Raw genomic sequence first — 20,027 nt, 5'->3', positions numbered from 1 at the left:
TATGACAGAAAAGAAAAAATTATATTTAGTGGATGGCTCTGGTTTTATTTTCAGAGCTTTTCATGCTACACCTGTATCTCTTACTAGAAGTGATGGAACTCCTATAAATGCTGTTATGGGCTTTTGTAATATGCTATTTAAGTTGGTGCAAGAGAATAATGACTCTAAAATTGTTGTGGTTTTTGATGCTGCTCGTAAAAACTTTCGTAATGACATATATGCGGATTATAAAGCAAATAGAGGAGCTACACCTGAAGAGTTAGTGCCTCAGTTTCCTATAATTAGAGAGGCTGTTGATGCATTTAATATTCCTCATGTGGAAATGGAAGGTTATGAAGCAGATGATTTGATAGCTACTTATTCAAAAGAAGCTTCAAAACAAGGAATAGAAACTGTCATTGTGTCTTCTGATAAAGATTTAATGCAATTGGTGGGCGATGGTGTTTATATGTTTGATAGTATGAAATCAAAGACCATTAAAGAAGAGCAGGTTTTTGAAAAATTTGGAGTTACACCAGATAAAGTTATTGATGTTCAGGCTTTGGCTGGAGATTCATCAGATAATGTTCCAGGTGTTGAGGGGATAGGTGTAAAGACGGGTGCTCAGTTAATTAATGAATATGGAAGCCTTGAAAATCTATTGGATAGAGCTTCAGAAATTAAACAAAATAAAAGAAGAGAAAAATTAATAAGAGACAGTGAACTTGCCAAAATATCAAAACAGTTAGTTACTCTTAAAGTAGATGTTCCCGTAGAAAAAAGTTTAGATGATTTAAAACAAGAAAAAATAGATTTAGAAAAACTAGTTTCTTTTATGGAAGCTCAAAGTTTAAGAAATTTAATAACAAGAGTAAAGAACTACTATTCTGCTTCAATTGATGACTCTGTTGGAGAGAGTTTTACAAAAAAAGAAATAAAAAAAGATTATAAATTAATTCAAGACAAAAAAGATTTTTCTGTTTTAGTAAAAGAAATTAAAGATAACGGTTTAGTTGCGGTTGATACAGAAACAGATTCTTTAGTTCCTTCTACATGTAAGTTAATAGGTATATCTTTTGCTACAGAAGAAGGTAAAGGGTATTATTTGCCTTTAGGTCATAAGGGGAAAGAAGAGGTTGTAGATTTATTTGTAGGGGCTGGTGCTTCAGAAGTACAGCAACTCTCAATAAATGATATTGAGCCAGAGTTAAAAGCAATTTTAGAAGATGAAAGTATCTTAAAAGTAGGGCATAATTTGAAGTATGATTATCAAGTTTTAAAGCAGTACAATATAGCTTTATATCCTGTTGATGATACTATGCTTATGTCTTATTTATTAGATGGCTCAAAGCATGGGCACTCTTTAGATGAGCTTAGTGAGTTGTATTTAAATCATGAAAATGTAAAGTATTCTAATGTTGTTGCTAAAGGTGAAGATTTCTCTAGTGTTGATTTGGAAAAAGCCTGTGAATATGCAAGTGAAGATGCTGATATGTGCTTAAGAATCTATAATATCCTTAAGCCTAGAATGATAAAAGAAAAAGTTAATAGTATTTATCAAAAAGTCGAAAGACCTTTAATTCCTGTGATTGCTGATATGGAATATCAAGGGGTTTCAGTTGATACAAAAGCTCTTAATAATTTAAGTGTGCTTTTCGAAAAAGAGCTGTATAAGCTAACTAAAGAGATTTATTCTCTAGCTGGTGAAGAGTTTAATATAGCTTCTCCTGCACAGTTATCAGGTATTCTGTTTGAGAAAATGGGAATAGTAGGCGGGAAGAAAACAAAGACAGGTAAATACTCAACTAATAGCTCAATATTAGAGCCTCTTTCAAGTGAAAACCCTATAGTAGAGAAGGTTTTGAAATATAGAAAATATGCTAAGCTTGATAGTACTTATGCCAAAGCTTTACCGAAACAGATTCAAGCTAAAACTGGTAAAATACACACTTCTTATGCTATGACTGGTACAAATACAGGAAGGTTGTCTTCAAGTAATCCTAATTTGCAAAATATTCCTGCAAAAGATGAACTTGGTAGAGAAATAAGAAGAAGTTTTATTGCTAGTAAAGGTAATATATTAGTGGCTGCAGACTATTCTCAAATTGAGTTAAGATTGGTCGCAGAAATGTCAAATTGTAAAGCAATGAAAGATGCTTTTAATAAAGGTGAAGATATTCATAAAAAGACAGCATCTTTAGTTTTTGGTGTCCCAGAGGATGATGTTACAAGTGATTTGAGGTATAAGGCTAAAGCAATTAATTTTGGGATTATATATGGTATATCTGCTCATGGGCTTTCTGTTAATTTAGGTTGCTCAAGGTCAGATGCAAAAAAATATATAGATTCTTATTTAGAGAAGTATAAAGAGATAAAAGATTATATGGACTCTCAAATAGAATTTGCAAAAGCAAATGGTTTTGTTAAAACTATGTTTGGTAGAAAGATTTATACTCCGACTATTAATGATAGCAATAAAATGAGTCAAAATTTTGCAATAAGGCAGGCTATGAATGCTCCAATACAAGGAACAGGAGCAGACATAATTAAATTAGCTATGATTAAAGTAAAAGATAAATTTGATGAGATTGGTTTACAAAGTAAAATGGTTTTACAAGTTCATGATGAGCTAATAGTTGATGCTTTAATGAGTGAGAAAGATCAGGTTAAAGAGCTTCTTAAAAGCATTATGGAGAGTGCGGTGGATTTAAGTGTGGAAATGGTTGCTGAACCAACAGAATCTATAACTTGGGAAAAATAAATTTTAATTCAACTTTTAATTAATAAGATGTTTTTATACAAATGCCTTTGAGGTTTGTTTTCTAGATTTCTAATCTTTTATTTGGGATGAATATAATTCTTGCAAAAAAAAGATATTTGTGTTATCTTGTCCTCCTGAAAATTAAAGGAGAAAAAAGAAAATGAAAATGTCAATGTTATTTACAAAAACGACTAAAGATGCTCCAAAAGATGCTGTGATTAAAAGTCATCAGCTATTATTGAGAGCAGGTTTTATTAAACAAACTTCAGCGGGTATTTATTCTCTTTTACCCCCTGCTTATAAAGTATATAAAAAAATTGTTGATATTATTCAAGAAGAATGGGAAAAAGTTGGAGCTCAAGAGGTTCTGGCAGCTTTAGCAACTCCAGCAGAATTGTGGAAAAGATCAAACAGATATGATAATATAGCAGAAGAATTATTAAAGTTTAAAGATAGAAAAAACTCTGATATGATTTTAGCTATGACTCATGAAGAAACAATCGTTCACATGATGGAAGATTTTGCAAAATCATATAAAGATTACCCATTTACAATACATCAAATTTCAAGAAAATTCAGAGATGAAGCTAGACCAAGAGCAGGTCTTATAAGAGTAAGAGAATTTACAATGTCGGATGCTTACTCTTTCCATACATCTCAAGATGACTTAAATGAAAAGTATGAAGTTTATAAAGATGTTTATAAAAAGATTTTTGAAAGAGTGGGTGTTTCAGAAGTTATAGCAATTCAAGCTGATAACGGTATTATGGGTGGAGATGTATCTCATGAGTATATGCTTTTAACTCCATGTGGAGAGGATAAACTTGTGATTTGTCCTTCTTGTGACTTTAAAGCAAATCAAGAAGTACTAGAAGATGAAACTTCTACAAAATGTCCAAAATGTGGAGCTCCGATATCTTTTGCTAATGGTATAGAAGTTGGTAACATTTTCCAATTAGGCACAAAATATACAAAATCTATGAATGTTTGTTACCTTGATAAAGAAGGTAAAACACAGTATCCAGTTATGGGTTGTTACGGTATTGGTATTGATAGATTGATAGCTTCTATTGCTGAAGTAAGATCTGATGAAAAAGGTCTTTGCTGGCCAGTATCAATTGCACCTTGGCATGTTATGATAACTTCAATTTTACCAGATAAAAATGAAGAAGTGAAAGCAAAATCTGATGAGGTGTATGAGACTCTTAAGAAAGCTGGAGTTGAAGTTCTTTATGATGATAGAAATAGTAGAGCAGGGCAAAAATTCAGTGATGCTGAATTGTTAGGTGTTCCTCTGCAAATAATTATATCTCCAAAGAATATAGAGGGTAAGGCTCTTGAAGTTAGAGTAAGAGAAACAGGCGATTCTAAATTTATTAATTATGATGAGCTTTTAGAAACAGTGAATAGATTCATTGAAGTTAATATGTAAATATGGAAAAGCAAAAAAGAGATATTCTTTCTAAGGAATTAAAGAACAAATCCGAACTTATTCGGTTTGTTCTTGGTCCTGAGAACAAAATTTTTGCAGATTTAAATGAAAAACTTCCTGGAAGAGGGATTTGGTTACAAGCAAGCAAAGAAGCTTTAGATATCGCAATTGAAAAAAGATTATTTAATAAAGCTTGTAAGGTAGATTGCAATATAGATAAAGATTTTCCTCAAAAAGTTACAGAACTTCTAAAAAAGAAAGTTCTAGACTATATTTCTATATCAAAAAAAACAGGAAATTTAACTATAGGTTTTGAAAAAGTTGCAGAGGTTTGTAAAAAGCAATCTCCAAAGATATTTATAATTGCTTCTGATAGTGGAGCAGATGGAAAGAGTAAGTTTCATAAGTATATATCAAGTGAAGATATCGTTTTAATTGACAGTTTTAAAGCTATTGAACTACAAGAAATTTTAGGTCAAGAAAGTCTTGTGGTTTATGGTTGTGTTAAGAAGAGCTCTATTGCTGATAACATTATTATTAATTATAATAAAATGAAAGATTTTTTATAAATATATATTTGTTTTTTCGCCGTTTTTATGATATAATTCTTCTATTAATTATTATTGAAATAAAAAATAGGAGAAAACTATATTATGAGCTTTAAGAAGGATCTTGAAAGAATAGCAACACAAAGATTGTTGAGAAAGTTTAAAATAGCAAATTATTTTATGAGTCTATCTGATTTGCAAAAAATTGCTGGAGATTATGGTAAAACTAATACTGGTATTGCTGTGGCTAGATATACTAGAGTAATAGATATTTTGTCAAAGTCTAATGATTCATATTTTGGAAGCGATGCAATCTCATCAGATGAAAAGGAATTTATAACTGATAATATTGATTTAGTGAATGAAATTTCAGAAGATATAGCTGACCATAGTTATAATGCTTTGGATTTGTGTAGATCTCTTTCAGGAATGGAGTTTGATTTTAATAACAATGAACAAATAGTAAAAAATCTTTATAAAAGTATAAATAAAAAAGATGTATTCAGTTTTGTTGATATTCTTGATAAAAGCGGAGTTGTTATTTCTGAAGACTTGTCTAAAAATATTGTTACAGAATACAACGATGATTTTTATAGATCAACTTTAAAAGAAGTTATTTCAGATATGAATAGAAAAAATTCAAGAGTTAAAATGAAAGTTTCTCATGAACAATGGCCAGAATTAACTTGTCAATAAGGTAATAAACATGAATAAATATAATGATTTTTTTAGGAAGTATAGTCTATTAGTTTTTTTAGGAAAGGGATATTTGGGAGATGGAGGAAACTTTTGCATATTTGAAAATATAGACAATTATAGTAATTATTATAATGATAATAAAGAAAAAAATAATGATTATTTTAAAAAATATAAATATATTATAAATAATATTTTAGATGATTTTGATATGTCAACTTCATGTAGTAAATTTATTTCAAATTGTGAAAAAACTAAAAATCTTTATAAAGATATTAATTTAAGTATTCCTCTTTTTTTGAGTTTATTGGCAGATTCTGGTTTTGATTTTGAGGAAAATACAGATATTTCATTAAGATTTATACATGGTGCAGAAAATAAAGAAGAATTAGATTTTATAATAGATAGGTTTCAAGATTGCAAAGTAGAAATATCTGCTAATATTGAAGATGAAATTTTAAAAAAAGCGGAATTTTTAGAGAGAGAAAGAATGAAAGAAAAATTATTTAGGATAAAAATAGGAAAAAGACCTCAAGTTTTTCTTGAAAGAAGGGGAATGAAGAAAATATTTAATTTTTTAAAATGAATATATTTTTTATTTGCTTATTTTATATATGATATATATAATGAGTTTTATGAAAAGAATAATAGCAATATCTTTAATTTTTAGTATGATATCATTATCTGCTTTTTCTTATGAGAAAGCAGATTTAAAAAAAGTTCAACAAGAAATATCAAAACATAAAAAGATTTCAAGCTCTTTAGCAAAAGAAGTTAAAAGTGCAGATAAAGCTCTAAAAGATATTCAGTCAAAATCCATAAAACTTGCTAATTCTTTACAAAAAAATGAAAAGGGCATTAGTAAAATAAAAGAAGATTTAAAAGATTTGTCTGCTTCAATAAATATAAAAGAAATGCAGTTAGATAGAAACGAAAAAAATTCTAGGGCTATATTGTCCTCAATAAGAAGGATTTCATCTTTACCTACAGATGGTTTTGTCATAGCATCAGATGATCCTCAAAGAATTATTAATACAAGAGTTCTCTTAAACAGTATTTTACCTAAATTGATTAATCAAGCAAAAAGGTTAAATGATGATATAAAAGATATTGAGAGTTCTAAGTTAGATGTTTTATCTAAACAAAAGCAAATGAAGGAGCTGAGTATCTCTAAAGAAAAAGAAATGGCAGAGATAAAATCTTTATTAAAAAAGAAAAAACAGTTGAAATCAAAATTAACTAATAAACAAAAAAGAGAACGACAAGAGTTGAATAAATTAGCTAAAAGAGCATCTTCGATTAAAGATTTTATTAAAAAATTACAACAAAGAAAAATAACAGCAAAGCCATCAACTAAGCCTTCTAAAAAGGTAACAAAAAAGAAGCAAGAGGCTATAAAGTTTTCTGGTAAAAAAGGTAATATGCCTATAGCGGGTAAAATTGTTTTGGGTTATGGAAAGAAGAATGCTCAAAAAGTTACTAATTATGGTTGGGAAATGAAAGGTAATAAGAATGGTTTAGTTACTTGTCCTATAAAAGGAGAGGTGTTATATTCTGGAGAATTTGGCAGTTATGATAATATAGTTGTTTTTGATAATGGAAATGGTTATAATTTATTGTTGGCTGGTATGGGTAAGGTTGGAGTCAATGTTGGAGATAAAGTTGCTTCAGGAGAACCTGTAGGGTTTTTAAAATCTACAAGATTATATGTAGAGTTAAGACAGAATGGAAAATTAATTAATCCGAAAAGAGTTATTAAATGAGAAAATTAAACAAAGCTATATTTACTATCGGAGGATTAACAATGTTAAGTCGAGTTGTAGGGCTTTTCAGAGATCTGCTTATAGCAAGTGTCTTGGGAGCAGGACCCGTAGCGGATGCTTTTTTTGTTGCTTTGAAGACTCCAAACTTATTCCGTAGGTTCTCAGCAGAGGGTGCTTTTTCTGCAGCTTTTGTTCCTGTGTTTTCCTCTCTTTTGACTAAAGATAAGAAAAAAGCTGAAGACTTTTCTAATAAGGTTTTAGCGATGATGGTTTCATTCTTGGTTCCATTTTGTGGACTTATGATATTGATAATGCCATGGTTTATATATTTAATTGCTCCTGGGTTTATTGGAGATTCTGCTAGATTCGATATAGCAGTAAATTTATCAAGAATTACTTTCCCATTTCTACTGTTTACTTCTTTAGTTGCTATGATTGGAGGCATGTTAAACTCAGTTGGTAAATATGCTCCATTTGCAGGAGCTCCAATAATATTTAACATTTGTTTAATTGTCTCTTTATTGTTACCTAATATGTTTTCAAGTATATCATATCAAATGGCTATGGCTATAACCATTTCAGGATTATTGCAACTTATATTAATGTTATTTGCTTTAAGAAGAACAGAGCTAAAAGTTAAGCTTTCAAAGCCAAAAGTTGATAAGCAAGAAAAGAAATTTTTGAAACTTATGGGGAATGGTATAATTGGTTCAGGCATTGTGCAAATTAATATATTTGTCGGTACTCTGCTTGCTTCTCTGCTTCCAGCTGGTGCCATCTCATATCTTTATTATGCTGATAGACTTAATCAACTCCCAGTTGGTGTTATAGGAGTAGCAATAGGAACTGCAACTTTGCCAATGTTATCAAAGGCGATTGCAAATAACAATAAGAAAGAAAAGGTTGAGTTATTTAATAAATCTATAGTTATAGGGCTTTTCTTCTCAATATTTAGTGCAGTAGCATTTTTTGTTATGTCTGAGCCTCTTATAGATATTATATTCAATAGAGGTAAATTCACAGATGCTGATGTTATAGCTTGTTCAAATATACTAAAAGCATATGTAGTAGGTCTTCCTGCATATATCTTAATAAAGATTTTATCAAATGTATTTTTTGCTTCTCATGATACGAAAACTCCAATGATAACTTCCTCTTTATCGGCTCTATATAATATAATTTTTGCAATAATTTTATTGAAACCATTTGGCTATGTCGGAATAGCTGCAGCATCTGCTATATCATCGTGGATTAATGTGTTTATGCTTTATTCAAAACAAAATATAGAAATATTACCTTCAACTAAAAAGAAAATAGCAGATTTAATAATGATAGCGATTGCAATGGGTGCGATTCTTAGATTCGGAAGTGAGCTTTTGTCTGAATTTTTAGATTCGTCTTGTTCTTTAACACAATTTATATTTCTTGCAATTATTTTATTTATCGGAGGGTCTTTTGTAATTTTATTATCTTTTATTCAAGGTATTTGGGATATAAAATCTTTCCTTAAGTTTTTTAAAAAAACTAACTAGAAAACCTTGACAAAAATCTATAGCTGTTATACAAAGTGCATTCTTTTTTTAAACGATAACAAACAAAGAGGATAAAAAATGACAACAGCTAGATTTAGCAGTAAAGATGGAGAAAATAGAATTAGCACAGATAGAGGTATCTGTAGTTTCTCTAGTGAAGATGAACATGCAGTTAAGTTTAAAGAGAACTTATATAAGGCAATAAGAGATCCAAACTTTGACCCAGATGAATTTATAGATAGATTGTTAGCTTAATATATAAGCCTTGACAATTTAATTAATACAAGCTACCTATGAACTAGGTAGTTTTTATTTTTAGGAGATTTTATGAAGGTAGCTATTATATCAGATGTTCATGATAAATTATCAAACTTGAAACAAGTTATAAATGAAATAAATTTAATGGGTATAAAGCATATTATTTGTTGTGGAGATCTTTGTTCTCCTTTTACGGCAAGACTCTTGGGTGAAAAGTTTAAAGGAGATGTCTATGCAGTGTTTGGTAATATAGCTGATAGAGAAAGAACTCCACATGTTGGAAAAGAGTTTCTCAATTTCCATCACTTAGGAGATTATGGACAATTAACTTTAGGCGGAAAAAAGATATTTTTTGTTCACTATCCAGAAATTGCAGAGGCTAAGGCTAAAGAAGGAAAGTATGATTTTGTGTTTCATGGTCATACTCATAAGAAAATAGCAAGAAAAGTTAATGATTGCCTCCTTTTAAATCCTGGTGAAATCTATGGTCTAAGATATCCTCCTTCTTATGCTATTGTAGATTTAGAAACTTATGAATACGATTTTATACAGGTGTAAAATTTGACAATTATATATTTTTAATATATACTTCCATCATTATGGAAAATATAAAGTTAAATTCAGTCGTCGTGCGAGTTATAGACCCGTCTCTTTAGGTAAGAGTCGGGTAATAGAAGTATGAAAACCGCTTCAAATTATTAAAAAAAATCAAATAAACAAATAATGTATAAAAAGAAAGGGCATAATAATATGCTTAATGAAAAGAATTACGATCATTTAATAAATGAAGAAGAAATGAATAAATTATGGGTAGAAAAAGAAATATATAAGTTTGATCCGACATCAAATAACGAAGTTTTTTCAGTTGATACACCTCCACCATATGCATCTGCATCTCATATGCATGTTGGGCATGCAATGAGTTATTCTCAAGCAGAGTTTATTGTTAGATATCAAAGAATGATGGGGAAGAGTGTTTACTATCCAGTAGGGTTTGATGATAATGGATTGCCAACAGAAAGACATGTTGAAAAAGTTCATAATATTAATAAAAATAAGACTACAAGACCAGATTTTAGGAAGTTGTGTTTAGAAGAAACTCAAAATGTTATTGGAACATATAGAAACCTATTTTCATCTCTAGGTTTATCTGTGGATTGGAATCTTCAATACTCAACTATTGATGAACATTGTCAAAAAACAGCACAAAAATCTTTCTTAGATTTATATAATAAAAATATGATTTATCGTTCTGATGATCCAGTGCTTTGGGATACTCATTTTCAAACGGCTTTGGCTCAAGCTGATTTAGAGACTCTATCAAGAAAAGGAAAAATGTACGATATTCCTTTCAAAGGAGAAGATGGCTCTGATTTAATTATATCAACAACAAGACCAGAATTTTTACCAGCTTGTGTAGGGCTATACTGTAATCCTGATGATGAGAGATATACTTCTCTAGTTGGGAAAACTGCTATTGTTCCAATATTTGGTCATGAAGTTCCAATTAAAACTTCAGATGAAGTTGCTATGGATTTTGGGACAGGGCTAATGATGGTTTGTACATTCGGAGATAACGAAGATGTTATGAAATGGAAATTGGATAATCTTGATTTAAGAATTGCAATTACTCCAAATGGTAGAATGTCAGATATCTGTGGAGATTATGCAGGGCTACCAATTGTAGAGGCTCGTTCTAAGATTGTTAAAGATTTAAAAGCAGAAGGTTTGATTTTAGATGAAAAAGTTATTGATCAAAATATCTCAATAGCGGAAAGATCTCAAACTCCTGTTGAGTTCATAATGGAACCACAATGGTTTATTAAAACTCTAGATTTAAAAGATGATTTATTAAAAAGAGGCGATGAAATTAATTGGTATCCAACATTTATGAAGTCAAGATATGTTGATTGGGTAAATAATCTAAAATTTGACTGGAATATTTCTAGACAAAGATTCTATGGAGTTCCTTTCCCAGTTTGGTATTGTGAAGATTGTGGTGAGATCATTATCGCACCAGAAGAGAATATGCCAGTTGATCCAACAAATGACAAATGTCATCTAGATGAATGCCCTAAGTGTAAGAGCAAGAATTTAAAAGGTGAAACAGATGTTATGGATACTTGGATGACATCATCTCTTACACCTCTTGTTGCTAATAACTGGGCTGGTTCAAGTGCATGGGAAGGAAAAAACACTACTCATCCTATGACAGTTAGGGTTCAGGCTCATGATATTATTAGAACATGGCTATTTTATACAGTGTTAAAATCTCATATACATAAGGATAGTCTTCCATGGAAAGATGTTATGATTTCTGGATTTGGAGAAAATGAACAAGGTAAAAAAATCTCTAAAAGAACATTAGAAAAAGCTACTGATAATAATGGCTATAATAGATATGTTCCAGAAAATGTTATGGAGAAATACGGTGCCGATGCTCTGAGATACTGGGCAGCTGGTTCTCATCTTGGGCAGAATATGAAGTATAATGAAAAAGATGTTAAAGCAGGGAGGAAAGTTGTTGTTAAGCTATTTAATGCATCAAAATTTGTTTTAATGCAGCTTGAAGGTATGGATGTAAATAAAATTAATATGCCTGTTGCAGAAAGAACAGTTGAAGATCGTTGGGTTATTTCAGAACTAAATAAAGTGGCTAAAAGAGCAAATGAATGTTTAGCGAAATATGATTATGCTGGTGCTAAAGATGCTATTGATAAGTTTTTCTGGATGACTTTCTGTGATACATATCTAGAACTAGTTAAAGATAGATTCTGGAGTAAAGAAAAATACTCTGATGAATTAAGAGAGTCTGCTGCTATAACTTTATGGGAAACTTTAAGAGATGTTATTGGTATGTTTGCTCCGTTTATTCCTTTTGTAACAGAAATGTTATATCAAGAAATATTTAGAGAAGGCGAAGGTAAAGATTCTATTCATATTACTTCTTATCCTCAATACTGTGAATATAAAGAAACTGATGTAAGTGAAATGGCAGTTGTTCTTGGAGTTCTTAAAGCTGTTAGAGCATGTAGGACAGAAAATCAAATTGGTCAAGGTAAGCATCTTGCATATTTAAGATTGGATGTTGAAAATGTTAATGATAAAATCGTTGAGATACTTAAAAAGTATAAGCTATCATTAATGGCTGTTTCAAGAGCTCAGGCAATTGAGTTCGGAAAGGCAGATTTTGAGACTTCGGAAGTGGAAGGTTTAAAAATCAGTATCCAAATAAAAGAATAGATTTTAATTAAATTTTATTTTTACAAAAAAGCCCCCTCAAGTACTACTATGTACTACACGGGGGCTTTTTCATAATCTAAAATTTTTTAAAATCTATTCTTTACATTATTCTCTCTTCATTCTGAACAAAGTGAAGAATCTTTTCATGCCTGTGGAATCTTAATTTACATCCAGTAACACAATTAGATTCTTCTTCGCTCTGCTCATCAGAATGACGGTCTGGGGGAATGATATTGTCATTCTGAACAAAGTGAAGAATCTTTTCATGCCTGTGGAATTTTAATTTACATCCTGCATCACAATGAGATTCTTCTTCGCTCTGCTCATCAGAATGACTGGCTGAGGAATGATATTGTCATTCTGAGTGTAACGAAGAATCTTTTCATGCCTATGGAGTCTTAATTAATATCCAGTAACACAATGAGATTCTTCTTCGCTCCGCTCATAAGAATGACCGGCTGGGGAAAATGGTAATGTCATTTTGAGCGACTGGAAGGAGTCGAAAAATCTTTTCGTGCCTTCGAATGTGAATTAAATCCCTAAATTTTTTTATCTCATATTCCTCTTTTATATTGAAAAAATAGATAATATGTTTTATAAAATACTAAACTAAACTTTACAGGAGAAGATTGAATGAAAGAACACAAGATGTCAATCAGAGTTTATTTCGAAGACACTGATGCTCAAAATGTTGTTTACTATGCTAATTATTTAAAATTTGCAGAAAGAGGTAGGACAGAATTTTTAAGAGAAATAGATTATGCTCATGGTAAAATATTCCACGACTCAAAGCATGGTTTTGTTGCAAGACACTGTGAAGTTGATTATAAGGCTCCTGCTAAAATTGATGATTTAATTGATGTTTATACTTCTATTACAGAAGTAAGAAATACATCTGTAGTTATGCATCAAAGGATTTGCAAAGGAGATCAAGAGTTAGTTACTGTAAAAATAGTTTTAGTTTACATAAATGATAAGTTCAAGCCTTCAAGGTTGCCAAAAGATCTTACAGATAAAATATAAAAGGAGTTAATTATGTCGTTATATGATATGTTTATGAATTCAGATTTAGTTACAAAGATTGTTTTGATTTCTTTGTTAATTGCATCTCTATGGAGTTGGGCTATAATATTTGAAAAGTTAAGTACATTCAATTTTTTGAAAACAAAAGCAGATGATTTTGAAGAAGAGTTTTGGTCAGGAAAACCTATAGATGATATCTATGATAGTGTTTCTGGTGCTCCAAGCGATCCTATGAGAGCTATTTTTGCTACTGGTATGAAAGAGTGGATGTCTGCAAAAAAGAAGAATTCTCATTCAAAAGATATTATTTCAACAATTGATAGAGTTATGTCAGTTACTCTGGCTAGAGAAATGACAAGAATTGAGAAGAACTTAATGTTTTTAGCTAGCACCTCTTCAGTTGCTCCTTTTTTAGGTCTTTTCGGAACTGTATGGGGAATTATGAATGCTTTCTCTGCTATCGCTAATTCAAAAAATACTTCTTTAGCAGTCGTTGCACCGGGTATATCAGAAGCTCTTTTTACAACAGCTCTAGGGCTTATCGCTGCTATTCCAGCGACTCTTGCTTATAATAAGTTTTCAACAGATTTATCAAGATATGCAGAAAGATTAGAGAATTTTGCTCACGAACTATCAGCAATTCTATCAAGACACACTAAGTAAAGAGAAAAATTATGATTAAAAATAAACATAAAAGAAAATCTTATATACCAATGGCTCAAATCAATATGACTCCATTGGTGGATGTGGTTTTTGTTCTGTTGATTGTATTTATGATATCTGCTCCAATGTTAACTGTTGGTGTTCCAGTTGATTTGCCAGAGACTAAAGCTGCTCAATTAAATAATGATGAGAAAGATCCTTTGGTAATAACTGTAAACAGTAAAAAAGAAATTTTTATTCAAGAGAAAAAGGTTAAATCAGAATCTATGCTTGAATTGTTAAATGCTATTAGTGATAATAACAAGGATTTCACCATTTATGTAAAAGGTGATAAAAAACTTGCTTATGGTGAGGTAATGAAAGTTATGGGAGTTATAAGTGATGGTGGTTATAAGAAAGTGTCTTTGATTGCAGAGATACCTCAGTAGGGAATAGTTTTAATGCCAAGAAGTTTCTTTAAATCAGTTTTTTTACATATAATAATATTAGGGGTTTTTGCTTTACCTCTTTTTAAAGCTGTGAAAAAAGAAATTGTGCCTTCACATCCAATACCTATTGTTTTTGATAAAATTGTAAAAGAAAAAGTTCCAGTTAAAAAAGCTGTCAAAAAACCAGCAAAAAAGAAGAAATCAGTAGTCGCAAAAAAGAAACCATCTGTAAAGCCAAAAGCAAAAAAATTGGAAACTAAGAAAAATGCAATTAAAATTCCCGAGAAGCCAAAGCCTATAAAGGAGATTAAAAAACAAAAAGATTTCTCATCTCTTTTAAGTGAAATTGATGAGCCTAAATCAGAGCCAATTAGTAAAACTTTTGACTCTGTATTAAAAGATTTAACCCCAGAAGGTTTCAAACCAAAGATTGCGGTTGAAGAAGTAGAAGAAGATATACCTGATTCATTAATAGAGAAGTTAAAAAATAATTTTACAGTTGCTGAAGAAGATGCTCTGAGATCTCAAATAATGAATAACTGGTTGGTTCCAGTTGGAGCAAAAGATATAGAGGAAATGGCTGTAGATATTAAAATAACAGTAGAAAAAGGTGGAGATGTTAGCTCTATAAAAGTTATTAATAATAAACTGTCTAGGAGAAAAGACAGAGCTTATGAAATATTTGTAACAAGTGCTAAAAGAGCCGTGTTAAAAAGTTCTCCTTTAAAACTATCAGAAGAAAGATTGAAGATAAAGTCCGAAATAGTATTTCACTTTGCTCCAACAGATATGTTTTAGACCTTGCAAACTTAAATAAATCATGTTATAAATCGAGAGCTGGTATTAATCCAGTATAAAATTAAATTTAAAAAACAAAAAAGGAAAGAATATGACACAATTTAAATCAGACTTCTTAAATGAGTTAGAAGCCCGTGGCTTATTAAATCAATGCACAGACATTGAAAAGCTTGATGAAAAACTTGCAAATGAAGTTGTTGTGGCATATACAGGATATGACCCAACAGCGGATTCTTTGCATGTTGGACATTATTTAACAATATTAACATTGAGATTATTCCAAAAGTGTGGACACAAACCAATTTTCTTAGTTGGTGGAGCTACTGGTATGATTGGAGATCCTTCAGGTAAAGATGCAGCAAGAAATATGCTGACAATTGAACAAGTTCAAGATAACATTAATGGAATTAAAAAAGTTTTTGAAAAGCTTGTTAAGTTTGGTGATGGGCCAACTGATGCAATGATCGTAAATAACTATGATTGGTTTAAAGATGTGAGCTACTTAGATTTTCTAAGAGAGGTGGGGCCTCATTATTCAATTAATAGAATGCTAACAATGGATAGTGTTAAATCAAGACTTGAAAGAGAAAGTTCTCTAAGTTTCCTAGAATTTAACTATATGTTATTGCAGGGGTATGATTTCACAGTTCTTAATAAAAAGTATAACTGTTCTCTACAGCTTGCTGGTTCCGATCAGTGGGGTAATATTATTAGTGGTGTAGAGCTTGCTAGAAGAAAAGACGGTAAAGAGTTGTTTGGATTGACATATCCTTTATTGCTTGATTCAAATGGTAAGAAAATGGGTAAATCAGAAGGTAATGCTGTTTGGTTAAATGAAGAAAAAGTTTCTCCGTATGAGTTTTTCCAATACTGGAGAAATGTTGATGATAGAGATGTTTGCCGTTTCATGAAAATTGTAACAGATGTTCCTCTAGAGCAAATTGCTGAATACGAAAAGCTTGAAGGTGCTGAAATTAATGAAGTTAAGAAAACTCTAGCTTATGAGGCTACAAAACTTCTTCATGGTCAAGAAGCTGCTGATAAAGCTTTGCAAACAGCAATTGAAACTTTTGAGAATCGTAATAAGTCTGATAACCTGCCAACTTTTGAAATTGAAGCTCTTGCTGATGGAGTTTCTATTATAGAAATTCTTAAAACAGTTGGTTTCTCAAAATCAAATGGTGAGGCTAGAAGATCTATAGCTGGTGGAGCTATTAAACTTGATGATAAGAAAGTTGAAGATGATAAAACTGTTGTTAAGTTTGAAGGTGAGGCAATTAAGCTCTCATCAGGTAAGAAAAAGCATTGTTTAATTAAATAAGCAAAATATATGTAAATTTAAACGGTGGCTTTTATAATGATAATCTTATATAGCCACCGTTTTTTTATTAAATAAAATCATTAAAAAGAAAGAGGAAAAGATGAAAACAGATAAAGTTATAATATTTGATACAACTCTAAGAGACGGAGAACAAGCACTAATGTCAAGTTTGTCAAAAGATGACAAGCTTAAGATTGCTTTAAAACTCGAAGAGTTGGGAGTAGATGTTATAGAAGCTGGATTTCCTGTTTCATCTCAAGGAGATTTTGAGTCTGTTTCAGAAATTGCAAAAGCAATTAAAAATTCAACTGTTTGTGGATTATGTAGAGCGGTAGAAAAAGATATTGATGTTTGTGCAGAGGCTTTAAGTGTGGCTGATAATTTTCGTATTCATACATTTATAGCTACATCACCAATTCATACAGAAACTAAATTGAAAAAGGATTATAATACTATTATTGATATGGCGGTTAAAGCTGTTAAAAGAGCAAAAACATATACAGATGATGTAGAGTTTTCTTGTGAAGATGCAGGAAGAACTCCTATTGATGATTTGTGTAAAATTGTAGAGGCTGTTATTTCAGCTGGAGCAACTACTGTTAATATTCCTGATACAGTAGGTTATACAGTGCCAAGCGAGTTTGGTAATATTATAAAGCAGGTTTTTGATAGAGTGCCAAATATTAATGATGCAATAATTTCAGTTCATTGTCATAATGATTTAGGTTTAGCTACTGCTAATTCTATTGCAGCAGTTGAAGCAGGAGCAAGACAAGTAGAAGTTACTATAAATGGTATTGGAGAAAGAGCTGGTAATTGTGCTCTTGAAGAGATAGCTATGATAATTAAGACAAGAAAAAATATGTTAAATGTAGAGACTTCTATAAATAGTGAAAAAATATATGAAGTAAGTCAAATGGTGAGTAGAATATGCGATATGCCAATTCAGCCAAACAAAGCTATTGTTGGGGCTAGGGCTTTTTCTCATTCATCAGGTATTCATCAAGATGGTGTTATAAAGGGTGATAATGTTTATGAGATAATGACTCCAAAGTCCATAGGTAAGCCAACAGAAAAACTTAATTTAACAAGTAGATCTGGTAGAGCAGCTGTTAATATGTATATGGAAGGAATGGGGTATAGTGATTATGATTTAAACACTCTTTATTCTGATTTTATTGCATTAGCTGATAAGAAAGGTCAAGTGTTTGATTATGATTTAGAGATTCTTTATAAAAATAAAAAACTTTTTAATGATAAAAGGTATTTTGAAATAATAAGTTTAAATGTTGAAACTGATAGCGAGTACCATACAGCTAATATACTTATTAGATGTGGTGATGAAGAAAAAACTGTTTCAGCAAAAGGAGAGGGCTCAGTAAGTTGTTTATATAATGCAATTTATGATGCGACTGGTTATGAGGTTTCTTTAGAAGAGTTTGATATTTCAAGTAAAGTTGAAAAAGGAAAAGATTCTGCGGGGAAAACAAGAATATCTGTAAGGTTTGAAGATAGAGTCTTCTATGGTAGCTCTTTATCTGAAGATATTATAGTTTCTGCGGGGGAAGCTTTAATTGATGCTATGAACTCTATATATCTTTGGAAATCTCTTTAGCACAAACAAAGGCTGAACTCCAAGCCCATTGTAAATTATATCCTCCTAAATAACCGGATACATCTAAAACCTCCCCGATAAAAAATAAGTTTGGTGTTGTTTGAGATTCCATGGTTTGGGAGGATATGCTTTTTGTATCTACTCCTCCAGATGTTATTTCTGCAGTTTCATATCCAACAGTACCATTAAATTTAAATTCAAAATTATTAATTTTATTGGCAATTAGTCTTAATGCTTTATCCGATATATTTGCAAGCTCAGGAGTATCTGTTTCAGACAAAATAAAACTTACGAATTTGGTCGGAAGAAGCTCTTTCAATACTGTTTCAGCTTTACTTCTAGGTTTATCTTTTTGCTTGGTTTTTAGATAATCAAAAATATCTTTCTCAGGATAGAAATTTATAAACATTTTATCTTTTATAAATAAAGAGGCTTTTAATGTTGCGGGACCACTTATACCTTTATGAGTAAAGAGAATGTCATCATTAATTTCTCTTTTATTTACTTTTATTTTTACAGGTAATGAAATCCCAGAAATATCTCTAAAGTATTCGCTCTTTAATCCAACTAAAGCAGGTTTTGTTTCAATAATAGGTATGTTAAAGCTTTCTGCTATTTTATAACCAATGTCACTAGCTCCTAGCTTTGGAAATGAGTTTCCCCCTGAAGCAATAACTAGAGATTTGCTTTTAAACAGCCCTTTATTTGTTTTTATTTGAAATAAATTTTCTTTCTTTAAAGAGTATAACACTCTTGTTTTCATGAAAAATTTAACATTCTTTCCTGTTTTACTGTTTATAAGATTTATTATCTCTAAAGATGAGTTTTTACAAAACATTTGCCCTTTATGCTTTTCATAGTATTCTATATTGTTTAAATCTACAAGGTTTATGAAATCAGTTGGAGAGAATTGCTTTAAAGCTGAAATGCAGAATTTATTATTATTAGATAAATAATATTTCTCATTTGCATTCACATTTGTGAAATTGCATCTTCCTCCTCCAGATACAAAAACTTTTCGCATTTTCTTCTCGTTTGCATCAATTATCATAACAGATTTATCTGAAGATATTTGACTTGCGCAAAAGCAACCAGAGGCTCCTGCTCCAATAATTATAACATCATAAATTTTTTCCATAGAGTTTTTATACTACATATCTTGTATTTAGTAAAGTTTTATGATATAGAATTATGTATGGAAGATAGAATTAAAGAATTAGAAATGCAAATATCTCATCAACAAAAGATTATTGATGAGTTAAGTGATGTGGTTTTTGAGCACTCAAAAGAAATATTGAATTTAAAAAATAAAACAGAGTTGTTAAAAGAGAGCATGAATCAACAACTTGTGAAGGACTTCGCAGAAGAGACTCCGCCTCCTCATTATTAAAACCTCTTGACAAATATAAGTTAAATATATAAAACTAAATATAGATTATATAAACTTATAAAAAATGAGGAAAAAATATGCTAAAGAGATTCTTATCTACACTATTTATATTAACTATATTAACAATTTCAAACTCACATGCTAGAGATTATTACTATTTTCAAAAACTACCTAATTTAATTAAAGCATCTTGTGATGGGAGTCCATTTACATGCTCTGGTGGAGAATTGGGTGGAGAAACTCCTGGAGAAGAAGTAGATTTATCAAAGCTTAGCATATCAGTGTCAAGTGAGTTAATGTTAGAAAAAGACAGTGATTCTAAAGCTTTGCCTGTTAGTTTATCAATAAGTGATGGAGATATCAGTGGAGTAACTTTAAGTGTAGTTAAGAAAGAGGATGCGGCATCGATAATAAGTGCAGTTTCTGTGAGTGATAATGATGGTTCAGATAGAGAGATAAGTGTAAGTAAAGCAAGTGGTGGAGTTTTAGGAAGAGCTACCATAACTATAACAGCTACATCAGGTAGTGCTAGTAAGAGTGTAGATGTAAGTGTATTTACAGCGGGTAATTGCCCATT

At 30.8% G+C, this 20,027-nt stretch carries 19 protein-coding genes; 18 read left to right on the top strand and 1 reads right to left on the bottom strand.

Annotated features, from left to right (window positions below; genetic code table 11):
* The first annotated feature begins 1 nt into the window (after position 1).
* The 16 genes from polA (at position 2) to leuA (ending at position 18,060) form a co-directional block, all read left to right on the top strand.
* Complete coding sequence (gene polA / locus OIF36_02810; GenBank protein MCV6599394.1) at positions 2-2,740, top strand: DNA polymerase I; 2,739 nt, start codon at positions 2-4, stop codon at positions 2,738-2,740.
* Between the two features lie 160 nt (positions 2,741-2,900).
* Positions 2,901-4,172, top strand: a complete 1,272-nt coding sequence (locus OIF36_02805) for a His/Gly/Thr/Pro-type tRNA ligase C-terminal domain-containing protein (GenBank protein MCV6599393.1) — start codon at positions 2,901-2,903, stop codon at positions 4,170-4,172.
* A 2-nt stretch (positions 4,173-4,174) separates the two neighbouring features.
* Positions 4,175-4,741 (top strand): DUF448 domain-containing protein, encoded by a 567-nt coding sequence (locus OIF36_02800; GenBank protein MCV6599392.1) that lies wholly within the window; start codon positions 4,175-4,177, stop codon positions 4,739-4,741.
* An 84-nt stretch (positions 4,742-4,825) separates the two neighbouring features.
* On the top strand, positions 4,826-5,416 hold the full coding sequence (locus tag OIF36_02795) for a hypothetical protein (protein MCV6599391.1): 591 nt from the start codon (positions 4,826-4,828) through the stop codon (positions 5,414-5,416).
* Positions 5,417-5,426: 10 nt separating this feature from the next.
* Positions 5,427-6,002, top strand: a complete 576-nt coding sequence (locus tag OIF36_02790; protein MCV6599390.1) for a hypothetical protein — start codon at positions 5,427-5,429, stop codon at positions 6,000-6,002.
* 49 nt (positions 6,003-6,051) lie between these two features.
* The gene (locus tag OIF36_02785) at positions 6,052-7,179 is read left to right on the top strand and encodes a peptidoglycan DD-metalloendopeptidase family protein (GenBank protein MCV6599389.1); all 1,128 of its coding nucleotides are present in this window, start codon (positions 6,052-6,054) and stop codon (positions 7,177-7,179) included.
* A complete protein-coding gene (gene murJ / locus OIF36_02780; protein ID MCV6599388.1) occupies positions 7,176-8,711 on the top strand; it encodes a murein biosynthesis integral membrane protein MurJ in 1,536 nt (511 codons plus the stop codon). Before OIF36_02785 ends, murJ begins: the two co-directional genes overlap by 4 nt.
* Positions 8,712-8,789: 78 nt before the next feature.
* Complete coding sequence (locus OIF36_02775) at positions 8,790-8,966, top strand: hypothetical protein (protein MCV6599387.1); 177 nt, start codon at positions 8,790-8,792, stop codon at positions 8,964-8,966.
* 72 nt (positions 8,967-9,038) lie between these two features.
* Positions 9,039-9,527, top strand: a complete 489-nt coding sequence (locus OIF36_02770) for a metallophosphoesterase (protein MCV6599386.1) — start codon at positions 9,039-9,041, stop codon at positions 9,525-9,527.
* A 165-nt stretch (positions 9,528-9,692) separates the two neighbouring features.
* The gene (locus OIF36_02765) at positions 9,693-12,212 is read left to right on the top strand and encodes a valine--tRNA ligase (GenBank protein ID MCV6599385.1); all 2,520 of its coding nucleotides are present in this window, start codon (positions 9,693-9,695) and stop codon (positions 12,210-12,212) included.
* A gap of 633 nt (positions 12,213-12,845) precedes the next feature.
* Positions 12,846-13,235 carry a YbgC/FadM family acyl-CoA thioesterase gene (locus OIF36_02760; protein ID MCV6599384.1) on the top strand — a complete coding sequence of 130 codons (390 nt, stop codon included), beginning with the start codon at positions 12,846-12,848 and terminating at the stop codon, positions 13,233-13,235.
* 12 nt (positions 13,236-13,247) lie between these two features.
* Positions 13,248-13,898 (top strand): protein TolQ, encoded by a 651-nt coding sequence (tolQ, locus tag OIF36_02755; protein ID MCV6599383.1) that lies wholly within the window; start codon positions 13,248-13,250, stop codon positions 13,896-13,898.
* 11 nt (positions 13,899-13,909) lie between these two features.
* On the top strand, positions 13,910-14,326 hold the full coding sequence (locus OIF36_02750; protein MCV6599382.1) for a biopolymer transporter ExbD: 417 nt from the start codon (positions 13,910-13,912) through the stop codon (positions 14,324-14,326).
* 12 nt (positions 14,327-14,338) lie between these two features.
* Positions 14,339-15,124 carry a TonB C-terminal domain-containing protein gene (locus tag OIF36_02745; GenBank protein MCV6599381.1) on the top strand — a complete coding sequence of 262 codons (786 nt, stop codon included), beginning with the start codon at positions 14,339-14,341 and terminating at the stop codon, positions 15,122-15,124.
* Positions 15,125-15,215: 91 nt separating this feature from the next.
* Positions 15,216-16,445 carry a tyrosine--tRNA ligase gene (gene tyrS / locus OIF36_02740; GenBank protein MCV6599380.1) on the top strand — a complete coding sequence of 410 codons (1,230 nt, stop codon included), beginning with the start codon at positions 15,216-15,218 and terminating at the stop codon, positions 16,443-16,445.
* Positions 16,446-16,545: 100 nt separating this feature from the next.
* Complete coding sequence (leuA, locus tag OIF36_02735) at positions 16,546-18,060, top strand: 2-isopropylmalate synthase (GenBank protein ID MCV6599379.1); 1,515 nt, start codon at positions 16,546-16,548, stop codon at positions 18,058-18,060.
* Here the strand turns inward: leuA and OIF36_02730 are convergent.
* The gene (locus OIF36_02730) at positions 18,035-19,198 is read right to left on the bottom strand and encodes an NAD(P)/FAD-dependent oxidoreductase (protein MCV6599378.1); all 1,164 of its coding nucleotides are present in this window, start codon (positions 19,196-19,198) and stop codon (positions 18,035-18,037) included. The genes leuA and OIF36_02730 overlap by 26 nt on opposite strands.
* Before the next feature lie 57 nt (positions 19,199-19,255).
* On the opposite strand from OIF36_02730, the gene OIF36_02725 reads away from it, so the two are divergent.
* Entirely contained in the window at positions 19,256-19,450 is a 195-nt protein-coding gene (locus OIF36_02725; GenBank protein ID MCV6599377.1) for a SlyX family protein, read from the top strand.
* 77 nt (positions 19,451-19,527) lie between these two features.
* Positions 19,528-20,027: hypothetical protein (locus OIF36_02720; protein MCV6599376.1), on the top strand; the 500-nt coding region annotated here is incomplete at its 3' end.

Source organism: Alphaproteobacteria bacterium (genome assembly GCA_025800285.1).
Classification (GTDB): Bacteria; Pseudomonadota; Alphaproteobacteria; order JAOXRX01; family JAOXRX01; genus JAOXRX01.
The sequence above is the reverse complement of the archived record's forward strand: the minus strand, read 5'-3'. Positions and strand labels throughout refer to the sequence as shown.

What these genes read in the sequence shown, in the direction of transcription:
- polA (MCV6599394.1), top strand. Translation starts at nt 2, where the DNA reads ATGACAGAAAAGAAAAAATTATATTTAGTGGATGGCTCTGGTTTTATT.
- OIF36_02805 (MCV6599393.1), top strand. Translation starts at nt 2,901, where the DNA reads ATGAAAATGTCAATGTTATTTACAAAAACGACTAAAGATGCTCCAAAA.
- OIF36_02800 (MCV6599392.1), top strand. Translation starts at nt 4,175, where the DNA reads ATGGAAAAGCAAAAAAGAGATATTCTTTCTAAGGAATTAAAGAACAAA.
- OIF36_02795 (MCV6599391.1), top strand. Translation starts at nt 4,826, where the DNA reads ATGAGCTTTAAGAAGGATCTTGAAAGAATAGCAACACAAAGATTGTTG.
- OIF36_02790 (MCV6599390.1), top strand. Translation starts at nt 5,427, where the DNA reads ATGAATAAATATAATGATTTTTTTAGGAAGTATAGTCTATTAGTTTTT.
- OIF36_02785 (MCV6599389.1), top strand. Translation starts at nt 6,052, where the DNA reads ATGAAAAGAATAATAGCAATATCTTTAATTTTTAGTATGATATCATTA.
- murJ (MCV6599388.1), top strand. Translation starts at nt 7,176, where the DNA reads ATGAGAAAATTAAACAAAGCTATATTTACTATCGGAGGATTAACAATG.
- OIF36_02775 (MCV6599387.1), top strand. Translation starts at nt 8,790, where the DNA reads ATGACAACAGCTAGATTTAGCAGTAAAGATGGAGAAAATAGAATTAGC.
- OIF36_02770 (MCV6599386.1), top strand. Translation starts at nt 9,039, where the DNA reads ATGAAGGTAGCTATTATATCAGATGTTCATGATAAATTATCAAACTTG.
- OIF36_02765 (MCV6599385.1), top strand. Translation starts at nt 9,693, where the DNA reads ATGTATAAAAAGAAAGGGCATAATAATATGCTTAATGAAAAGAATTAC.
- OIF36_02760 (MCV6599384.1), top strand. Translation starts at nt 12,846, where the DNA reads ATGAAAGAACACAAGATGTCAATCAGAGTTTATTTCGAAGACACTGAT.
- tolQ (MCV6599383.1), top strand. Translation starts at nt 13,248, where the DNA reads ATGTCGTTATATGATATGTTTATGAATTCAGATTTAGTTACAAAGATT.
- OIF36_02750 (MCV6599382.1), top strand. Translation starts at nt 13,910, where the DNA reads ATGATTAAAAATAAACATAAAAGAAAATCTTATATACCAATGGCTCAA.
- OIF36_02745 (MCV6599381.1), top strand. Translation starts at nt 14,339, where the DNA reads ATGCCAAGAAGTTTCTTTAAATCAGTTTTTTTACATATAATAATATTA.
- tyrS (MCV6599380.1), top strand. Translation starts at nt 15,216, where the DNA reads ATGACACAATTTAAATCAGACTTCTTAAATGAGTTAGAAGCCCGTGGC.
- leuA (MCV6599379.1), top strand. Translation starts at nt 16,546, where the DNA reads ATGAAAACAGATAAAGTTATAATATTTGATACAACTCTAAGAGACGGA.
- OIF36_02730 (MCV6599378.1), bottom strand. Translation starts at nt 19,198, where the DNA reads ATGGAAAAAATTTATGATGTTATAATTATTGGAGCAGGAGCCTCTGGT.
- OIF36_02725 (MCV6599377.1), top strand. Translation starts at nt 19,256, where the DNA reads ATGGAAGATAGAATTAAAGAATTAGAAATGCAAATATCTCATCAACAA.